This is a genomic window from Nocardioides sp. (genome assembly GCF_031397825.1).
In the GTDB taxonomy this organism is placed as follows: Bacteria; Actinomycetota; Actinomycetes; order Propionibacteriales; family Nocardioidaceae; genus Nocardioides.
Genome location: NZ_JANNML010000130.1, coordinates 22514 through 28920 on the forward strand (window position 1 = coordinate 22514; position 6407 = coordinate 28920).

Here is a 6407-nt window from a genome sequence, read left to right on the forward strand (position 1 = left end):
AGCCTGAGCACGTGCGCATCCTGATGGTCGAGGACGACCAGCACGTCGCCGCGGCGGTCAAGCGCGGGCTCGAGGCCGAGGGCTATGTCGTCGACGTCGCCCACGACGGGTCCGAGGGACTCTGGCTGGCCACGGAAGGTGCCTACGACCTGGTGGTGCTGGACTCCATGCTGCCGGGCGAGAATGGGGAGAGCATCTGCCGTCGCCTGCGTCAGGACCGCGACTGGACCCCGATCCTCATGCTCACCGCGCGGGTCGGCACCGAGCCGGAGGTGGCCGCCCTGGATGCGGGCGCGGACGACTTCCTCGCGAAGCCCTTCGCCTACCAGGTCCTCCTCGCGCGCATCAGGGCGCTCCTGCGGCGTGGTCGTCAGGAGCGCCCCGTCGTGCTCGAGGCCGGCGACCTCCGCCTCGACCCCGCCTCGCACGAGGTCTGGCGCGGCACGTCGAGCGTGGACCTGACCCCGCGCCAGTTCGCGCTGCTGGAGTGCCTCATGCGGCAGCCCGGCGAGGTGCTCTCGAAGACGGAGATCAAGGACCGGCTCTTCGACTTCGCCTACGACGGCGACCTCAACGTCATCGAGGTCCATGTCCGGCAGCTCCGCAGACGGATCGACGAGCCGTTCGGCCGATCCAGCATCCTCACGGTGCGGGGCGTGGGCTACCGCCTCGATCCCGCCGGCTGACGTGGTCACCGTCAGGGCGCGGATCACCGCGCTGTCCCTCATCGTCTCGTCACTGGTCCTCGTCACGGCAGCGGTCGCGCTGGTCGAGGTCCTAGGCGCGCAGCTCACCACCTCGGGAGACGACGCGGCGCGCACCCGGGTTGCCGAGCTGGTGGTCGCCGTGCGCCGCGACCGGCTGGCCCCCACCCTCGAGCCCGTCACCGACGACGGGCTCGTGCAGGTCGTCAGCACCGACGGCACGGTCCTGGCGGGCTCCTCGAACCTGCCCCGGGTCGCTGTCGACACCCCGGCACGAGGTCCCGAGGACCTCCGGGTCGTCACCTTCCGCGCCCCCGACGACGACGAGACCGAGCGCTACCGGACCTGGCGGCAGGCGGTCGAGACGGACGACGGGGTCGTCACCGTGCTGGTCGGGACCAGCCTGGAGTCCGTCGCGGAGGCCACCGCGACGTTGCGCACGACGCTCTACGTCGGTGTCCCGCTCATGCTGGTCCTGCTCGGGCTCGGCACCTGGCACGTCGTGGGACGCTCCCTTGCCCGCGTCGACCGGATCCGCCAGGACGTGGACGCGATCCACGAGGACGACCTCGCACGCAGGCTCGAGCCGGGTCCGGACGACGAGGTCGGACGGCTCGTCGAGACGATGAACGGCCTCATCGCCCGCCTCGAGCGCGCGCAGGTGCAGCAACGAGCCTTCGTCGCGGATGCGTCCCACGAGCTGCAGAGCCCGATCACCGCCCTCCGTGCTCAGCTCGAGGTGGCCAGCGCGCACCCCGACGGCACCGACTGGGCGGGCCTCGTGGCGGACCTGCTCGAGGACACCGACCGGATGGAGGACCTGGTCCGGGACCTGTTGCTCCTGGCAGTCGGGGAGTCGCCTCTCGCCGACACGGGCAGGCTCGTCGCCCTCGACGAGATCGTCTCGCAGGAGGTGCGTCGTCTCGTGCACCGCGACGGCGTGGTGGTGGACGTCATGACCGAGCCGTTCGTGCAGGTCGTCGGTGACCCGGGCCAGCTCGCGCGCATCGTGCGGAACCTGGTGGAGAACGCCGTCGGGCACGCGACGTCCCGGGTCCACGTCCGCCTCGACGTCCACGTCGTCGTCACCGGGCCGGAGGCGGTCGTCCGGGTGCAGGACGACGGTCCCGGCGTGCCGGAGGAGCAGGCCGACCTGGTCTTCGAGCGCTTCTTCCGCGGTGACGCAGCGCGCTCGCGGGCCTCGCGAGGGACGGGTCTCGGCCTCGCGATCGCCCGCACCCTGGCCCGACGGCACGGAGGGGACGTCGAGCTCGTGACCGGGACGGTGGGCGCCTGCTTCCTGCTGCGGCTGCCGGCGCGGCAGCCACCTTCGTAGGGTGAGGCCATGTCCTGCACCCGTGACGAGCGCTCGATGCACGAGCGCCTGCTGGCCGGAGACCGCTACGCCATCGAAGACCTCGTCCAGATCGGCGCCGGCTCGGTCGTCACGAAGCACCTGCCCGCCGACGTCGTCGCCGTCGGCGACCCCACACGCGTCGTCAGGTCGCTGCCGCAGTCCGATTCCGCCTGAGGGGGGCCTCATTACGCTGGGGCCATGACCTGGGCGACCTGCGACCACGGCCACGCGCACTGGGGCCGGCGCGGGGCGGCGGGGCTGCTCCTGGCCGAGGAAGGGCGCGTCCTGCTGCAGCTGCGCGCCCGCTGGGTCCACCGCGGCGGCACGTGGTCCATCCCCGGTGGGGCGCGCGAGCACGGCGAGTCCGGGGTGCAGGCGGCGCTGCGCGAGGCGAGCGAGGAGCTGGGGCTCGCGGCGCACGCGGTCCACGTGCGCGGCTCGTCGACGGCCAGCTGCGGCGGCTGGACCTACGAGACGGTCCTCGCCGTGCCCACCCGGCCGCTCGACCTGCACGACCACTCCGAGAGCGACGGCCACCGCTGGGTCCCGCTCGCGGAGGTCGAGGCACTCCCGCTCCACCCGTCGTTCCGCACGGCCTGGTCGGCACCGGACTCGGCCATCGTGGCGTTCGTGGCCGACTCCTAGCTCGCCCCTGGTGCGCCGTTCGGCTGCGCAGGGCCCTGGCCGCACCTACCCTCCGGGGACACCATCACGTCCCGGGGAGGGAACCGTGCGAGGACACCTCGCCCGCCTGCTGCTCGTGCTCGCCCTCGGGTGCGCGACCCTGAGCAGCGTCGCGTCACCGTCGTACGCCGCCGACCAGGACTGCGGCGACTTCGCCACCCAGGCCGCGGCCCAGGACTACTTCCTCGACAAGGGCGGGCCGCGACGCGATCCGGACCGTCTCGACTCCGACGGCGACGGGGTGGCCTGCGAGTCCAACCCCTGCCCGTGCTCGACGGCCCAGAGCGGCTCCGGCACGACGAAGCCCCCCGCGAAGCGCCAACGGGCCCGCATCGTGCGGGTCCTCGACGGTGACACGGTCGTTGCGCGGCTGACCCGCAACGGACGCGAGGTCACGGTGCGCCTGCTCGGCATCGACACCCCCGAGGTCTTCGGTGGCGTCGAGTGCGGGGGTCGGGCCGCGTCGCGCACGACCAAGCACCTGCTCCCCCGCCGCACGCGGGTCACGCTGGTGTCGGACCCGACCCAGGACCTGCGAGACCGCTACGGCCGGCTGCTGCGCTATGTCATGAAGGGCGGCGTCGACGTCGACCAGCGCCTGGTGCGCCGGGGTCATGCCCGCGTCTACGTCTACGACGGCCACCCGTTCCGTCGGGTGACGGCCTATCGCGCTGCTGCCCGCAAGGCACGCGCCGCGGACCTCGGCCTCTGGGGCAGCTGCTAGCCGGCGTCGGCCAGCAGCCGGAACTCCACGGTGCGCGTCGCCGGGTCGGCCTTCTCCAGCCTGACGCGTACGTCGGTCCCCAGCGGCAGCTCGCCGTCCCCGACGACACGGGCCTCGACACCCAGACCGGTGAGCATGACGGTCCCGCGGGACGGGTCCTTGCGGTCCAGGCTGACGACCACCCCGGCGAAGTCCTCGCCGACGCGCGACGCCAGGAGGCCGGCCTCGACCAGGTCGAAGACCGCGCGCTCGTAGCCCTTGGCCCGCTGCCCCGACTGCTGCATCTCCTTCGGCAGGGCCGGCAGCGCCGCGAGCACCCAGTCGGGCACGGGATCACCGGAGCAGAGCGCGACGCACACCTCGGCGGCATAGCGGTCCGCGAGCCGACGCAGCGGTGCGGTGACGTGGGCGTACTCGGAGGCGAGCGCGGCGTGCATCGGCTCGGCCGGCACCTCGCCGTCGAAGGCGACGTAGCCGCTTCCGCGCAGCAGCCGGGCCGAGGCCACGATCATCGCCGCGTGCGCAGGGTCGGTGGCGTCCAGCGACCGGATGAAGTCGGGGTAGAGCTGCTCGGCCGGCCAGTCGATGTGCAGCGCCCGGGCCGTGCGGTGCAGGCGCTCCACGTCGCGCGGGTCCGGCGGTGGGAGCGTCCGCAGCAGCCCGACACGGCCGTAGACCATGAGCGAGGCAGCCCCGAAGCCGGTGAGCAGCGAGATCTGCGCGTTCCAGAGCTCGACCGGCAGCAGGCTGCGGAACTCCAGCGTCCAGCGGTCGCCCTGGATGTCGATCTCCTGCTCGGGCAGCGGCAGCGACACGCCGCCGCGGGCGGCGTCGCGCGACAGCCGGAGCTCGCCGATCTCCTTCAGCAGCACGAGGACCTCGCTCGCGCTGCCATCGTCGATCATCTGCTGCGCCTGCTCGTAGGTCAGCTTGGCGGTGGATCGCACGCGGGCCCGCGCGACGGTGATGTCGGTGCCCTCACCGGTGTCGTCGACGAGGATCGTCCACAGCAGCGCGGGCCGGACCTCGCCGGCCACGAGCGAGCCGGCGTCCTCCGAGATGACCTTGGGGTGCAGCGGCACCTTGCTGTCGCCGCCGTAGAGCGTCTCGCCCCGTCGGTGCGACTCGAGGTCGACCGGGTCGCCGGCGGTGACGAACGCCCCCAGGTCGGCGATCGCGTAGTGCACGACGTAGCCGTCACCGTCGCGCTCGATGTGCAGCGCCTGGTCGAGGTCCATCGCGCCCTCGGGGTCGATGGTCACGAAGGCGAGGTCGGTGCGGTCCAGGTCCGGCATCCGCGGGCTCGCGGCGGCGGCCGCCGCGGCGGCCTCGACCTCGGGCGGGAAGTCCGCGGTCACGTCGAGCTCGGCGCGGATCCGGCCGATCCCCTCGCGCAGCAGCGCCGCGACGGCACCGTCGTCGGCTCCCGTGATGTGGACGACGCGGTTGCTCGGCATGCCTGTGACCCTAGACGAGGGTGCCCTCACTAGGCTTGCTGCGTGCTGATCCTGCTCCCGCCCAGCGAGGGCAAGACCGCTGCGCGACGTGGCAAGCCGCTCGACCTCGCCGCGCTCGGCAGCCCGGTGCTCACCCCGGCCCGCGAGCGCGTCCTCGACGCCCTGGTGACCCTCTGCGAGGCCGACCCCGACGTGGCCGCCTCGACCCTCGGCGTACCCAAGACGCAGCTCGAGCTGGTCGCCCTCAACGCCGCCGTCCGCGAGGCGCCGACGGCGCGGGCCGACCAGGTCTACAGCGGCGTCGTCTACGACGCCCTCGACTTCGCGACGCTGTCCTCGGCCGCCAGACGGCGCGCCACGTCGCGCGTCGCCGTGATCAGCAGCCTCTTCGGCCTGGTCCGGCCGGGCGACCGGATCCCGGCCTACCGGCTCTCAGGCGACGCCTCCCTCCCCGACCTCGGCGGCGTGGCCGCGCTCTGGCGCGACGCGCTCGGCCCGGCCGTGACCGACGCCCTCGGCAAGGGCCTGCTCGTCGACCTCCGCTCGGGGATGTACGCCGCGTTCTGGCGCCCGCCCGTCGACCTCGCGAGGCGGGTGGCCACCGTCCGCGTGCTCCACGAGGTCGACGGCACGCGCAAGGTCGTCAGCCACTTCAACAAGGCCACCAAGGGCCGCATCGTCCGCGCGCTCCTCGAGGACGGCCGCGACCCCCGCACCCCCGCCGCCCTCGCCGACGTCGTCCGCGACCTCGGCTGGACCGTCGAGGTCGGCGACCCCACCCCCCAGGGCACCCAACTCGACGTGGTCGTCACCGACCTCTGAGCCCTCCCGACCGCCGAGTCGGCGCGATGGTGCAGCCCGGCCTCCCCCCTTCGGGCGTGCCGCCGGTCCGCCGTGACTGCGACGCTGGTGCGATGACCGACCAGACGCAGGACCACGCCGACCACGGCCAGCCCAGCCCCGAGCACCGCCGCCCCGACGGGGTCGACGACGCCACCGTCGAGGCCCTCGGCAAGCTCTCCGCCGCGCTCGACCACGTCGAGGACGCCCGCGGGCACCTCTACGCGTTCCACCGGCTCTGCGGCAGCGCCGAGACGACGCTGGAGGAGGCGACCGCGATGATCCGTGACGCCGGGCACGCAGACCTCGCCGACGCTCTCGACGCCGACGTGCTGGGTCGCAACCCGCTGCCGGGGATGTGGTCGTTCCAGATGGTGGAGTCCTACGACGACGGCTACTACGCCGCGGCCAAGGGTCTCCAGCAGCGCGCCCTCGACGAGCTCGTCGAGGGGCGCCGCCACCTCTTCGAGGCCGAGATGAAGCAGCTGCGCCGCACCCAGGGCCGCTCCGGGCACGAGGCCACCCCTGAGGACGTCACCGGCTGAGTGCCGAGTCGGGGGGGGGGGGGGGGGGGGGGGGGGGAAAGACACCGCCCCGCCGGCAGACCCCCGGGGGGGGGGGGGCCCGGGGCCGGCCGCGGG

Annotated in this window: 8 protein-coding genes; 7 read left to right on the forward strand and 1 reads right to left on the reverse strand. The window is 73.7% G+C overall.

Features of this window, described 5'->3' with window-relative positions; genetic code table 11:
- Window positions 1–11 precede the first annotated feature (11 nt).
- The 5 genes from RMN98_RS11450 (at window position 12) to RMN98_RS11470 (ending at window position 3469) form a co-directional block, all read left to right on the forward strand.
- On the forward strand, window positions 12–686 hold the full coding sequence (locus tag RMN98_RS11450; protein ID WP_309648942.1) for a response regulator transcription factor: 675 nt from the start codon (window positions 12–14) through the stop codon (window positions 684–686).
- Between the two features lies 1 nt (window position 687).
- Window positions 688–2040 carry a HAMP domain-containing sensor histidine kinase gene (locus RMN98_RS11455; RefSeq protein WP_309648943.1) on the forward strand — a complete coding sequence of 451 codons (1353 nt, stop codon included), beginning with the start codon at window positions 688–690 and terminating at the stop codon, window positions 2038–2040.
- Between the two features lie 9 nt (window positions 2041–2049).
- Window positions 2050–2235 (forward strand): hypothetical protein, encoded by a 186-nt coding sequence (locus RMN98_RS11460; RefSeq protein ID WP_309648944.1) that lies wholly within the window; start codon window positions 2050–2052, stop codon window positions 2233–2235.
- 24 nt (window positions 2236–2259) lie between these two features.
- The gene (locus RMN98_RS11465; RefSeq protein ID WP_309648945.1) at window positions 2260–2706 is read left to right on the forward strand and encodes an NUDIX hydrolase; all 447 of its coding nucleotides are present in this window, start codon (window positions 2260–2262) and stop codon (window positions 2704–2706) included.
- 85 nt (window positions 2707–2791) lie between these two features.
- Window positions 2792–3469, forward strand: coding sequence for a thermonuclease family protein (locus tag RMN98_RS11470; protein WP_309648946.1), 678 nt, complete (start codon window positions 2792–2794; stop codon window positions 3467–3469).
- Here the strand turns inward: RMN98_RS11470 and RMN98_RS11475 are convergent.
- Window positions 3466–4926, reverse strand: coding sequence for an RNB domain-containing ribonuclease (locus tag RMN98_RS11475; protein WP_309648947.1), 1461 nt, complete (start codon window positions 4924–4926; stop codon window positions 3466–3468). The two genes, RMN98_RS11470 and RMN98_RS11475, sit on opposite strands and share 4 nt — an antisense overlap.
- A 42-nt stretch (window positions 4927–4968) precedes the next feature.
- Here RMN98_RS11475 and yaaA point away from each other — a divergent pair, with 42 nt between their 5' ends.
- Window positions 4969–5748 (forward strand): peroxide stress protein YaaA, encoded by a 780-nt coding sequence (yaaA, locus tag RMN98_RS11480; protein WP_309648948.1) that lies wholly within the window; start codon window positions 4969–4971, stop codon window positions 5746–5748.
- A gap of 92 nt (window positions 5749–5840) precedes the next feature.
- On the forward strand, window positions 5841–6311 hold the full coding sequence (locus tag RMN98_RS11485; protein ID WP_309648949.1) for a hypothetical protein: 471 nt from the start codon (window positions 5841–5843) through the stop codon (window positions 6309–6311).
- The last annotated feature ends 96 nt before the right edge of the window (window positions 6312–6407 follow it).